Raw genomic sequence first — 2,212 nt, forward strand, 5'->3', positions numbered from 1 at the left:
ATTGATCGAAAAGAAGGATATCCAACGAAAATTGTATATACATTGAAAAAACTATTACATCAAACATCTCAATATCAAATCCTTGATGCTGCAGCGAAAGAAGGTATCTACCCTCTTATTGCGCAACATATACCAAAAGAGAGAAATAGTGACCGTGAGCAAGCTGTCTTTAATTTCGGTTTACATTATTCTATGTACTCTCTACACAACATTAAGAAGATGTTTAAGAATGTGCATGCACTACTGAAGCAGAAGTTTGCGGTACCAGTCACGGAAGAGTCTTATCACCGTAATTATTTAAAATACCCGGAAGAAACGTTATTTAGAAAATATGCATATGATCAAGGTGTGAATCTTCATGCATATACCGCTTTAGAAATTGAAATGCGAGAAAAATTAAAAGTGCGTGGTCATAAAGAACGCACGATCCCAAGTGATGTACGTGAATGGTTTATCGAAGCCATTGATAAGCTACCACAAGAAAAACTTCGTGTGATTGAGCTACCAAAGCAGTTTAATTTACTAGAGTTTATGCGTACCTTCGAACGTTTAGTACGTGCTGGTGTAACAATAACAGCTCCAGATCAGGTACTAACTGCAATGGAAATAAAATAATAACAACTAGCTCTCTATTTTTGAAAAAAACAAAAGTGGAGGGCTATTCGTGTTTCTTTAATTAGTAATACCTTCCTACTACTCTATTTATAAATACCAAATCGAAAGAACTTCATGTAAAATGGAGTCTTTTTTTATGCAATTCTATACAAATTTGGTTTTATCAATACATAACTCTCCACATAATACTAGAGTGTGTTCTTCTAATGTATTAAAACCTATCTCATAATACCTACAAAAAATCAAAAGGAAAATAATAATAATAGTGGATATGAGGATAAATATGATCCAATGTGGATAATATTTCCTCAATACCCCTGATAATACTACTGTCGTTCATTTTATCTAATAAAAATCATCAATAATAATGTGAGTTATGTGTAAATACTGAGTAATGTTAACAAATAAGAGCCTAATCTGGATAAAATGTGGGTAATCGAACGCTAAATACTGCTATATTTAACAAAATAAAGAAAATAAAGCCTATTTTCATAGGTGGATAAATATAAAGTGATTTGTATCAATTTCTTTCCGATTTCATGTAGAAATATATAATTCTCTTTATGCTTTTTTGTAGAATTGATAGTCTAATAATCATTGAATTTACGAATACATTTTCTACTATTTATGATTTTTTACGTTTTAATATCAAATTTTCCCTTGTGGGAGTAGATCTTTCCCCTATTTTTGATAACCTATAATAGTTTTATCTTTATTTCTTTTTAATATATAAGATATATATTTATAATAGATTTTTAATACAATTAGTATGATTGTTAATAAGATGTCCGACCTAATTGAAAATATTTGTAAATTACGTTATAATAATGATAATTAAACAGATCATTACCCTCATACAAAAGGACAAACCTATGTATCCCTACCAGGACTAGGTTTGTCCTTTTTTCATTTTAATAAACAATTTATATTGGAGGACTAAACATGGCTGTACTAAAAGATACGACTTACATAGAAATGAATACCTATAACGAAATTAGATTTTTTAAAGGGGTTCTTTCGGGATTAGTTTTTGTAGTGCCTTTTTGGAGTATTATGATAGTTTTATTTATTTGGCTTTATAAATGATAAACAACATATCCAAAAAGCAAAGGGTTGTTTGTCCGTTTGCTTTTTGGATATGCCAGCAACCGTGCGTAGCAAAGGGCGGTAGCAGGTCTTTCACTTATTTTCTGTTATAATATATCCAAAGAAATTAGGTGATTATATTGAACGAGACAATTAGCTTAGAGGAAACTTTAGAAACTTTCTCTACATATTTAAGTGAAAAAGGCCGAAAACATTCTACAATCCAACGATATGCATACGATATTAAAGATTTTTATAGATGGTTGAATGAAAATGAGTTGCTTTTACATATCAAATCATGGAATGAAATATCCGTAGATGATTATCAAGCTTATTTCTCAGTGTTAGAACACAAACGAGAATATTCTCTTAAAACAAGGCACAGGATATGGGTGGTTTTAAAGAAGTTACACATGTTTTTAGGTATAGTTAGTCCATTAGATGATATTCATCTCTCTTTAATTCCGGATCAATCACTAAATGACAATGATTTTATTACCGAATTGGAAGA

The 2,212-nt window shown here is 30.4% G+C and carries 2 protein-coding genes and 1 pseudogene; all 3 read left to right on the forward strand.

Translation table 11 applies throughout. The features are described from left to right. Positions 1-615 (forward strand): annotated as a pseudogene (locus FOT98_RS29535) (hypothetical protein); the annotation flags it as partial. Between the two features lie 942 nt (positions 616-1,557). Then, on the forward strand, positions 1,558-1,701 hold the full coding sequence (locus FOT98_RS32615; protein ID WP_000279641.1) for a hypothetical protein: 144 nt from the start codon (positions 1,558-1,560) through the stop codon (positions 1,699-1,701). Between the two features lie 131 nt (positions 1,702-1,832). Next, positions 1,833-2,212, forward strand: a 380-nt coding sequence (locus tag FOT98_RS29540) for a site-specific integrase (protein ID WP_186292144.1), incomplete at its 3' end; no start/stop codon positions are given.

Origin of the sequence: Bacillus sp. HY001 (genome assembly GCF_007558965.1) — a bacterium.
Lineage (GTDB): Bacteria > Bacillota > Bacilli > Bacillales > Bacillaceae_G > Bacillus_A > Bacillus_A mobilis.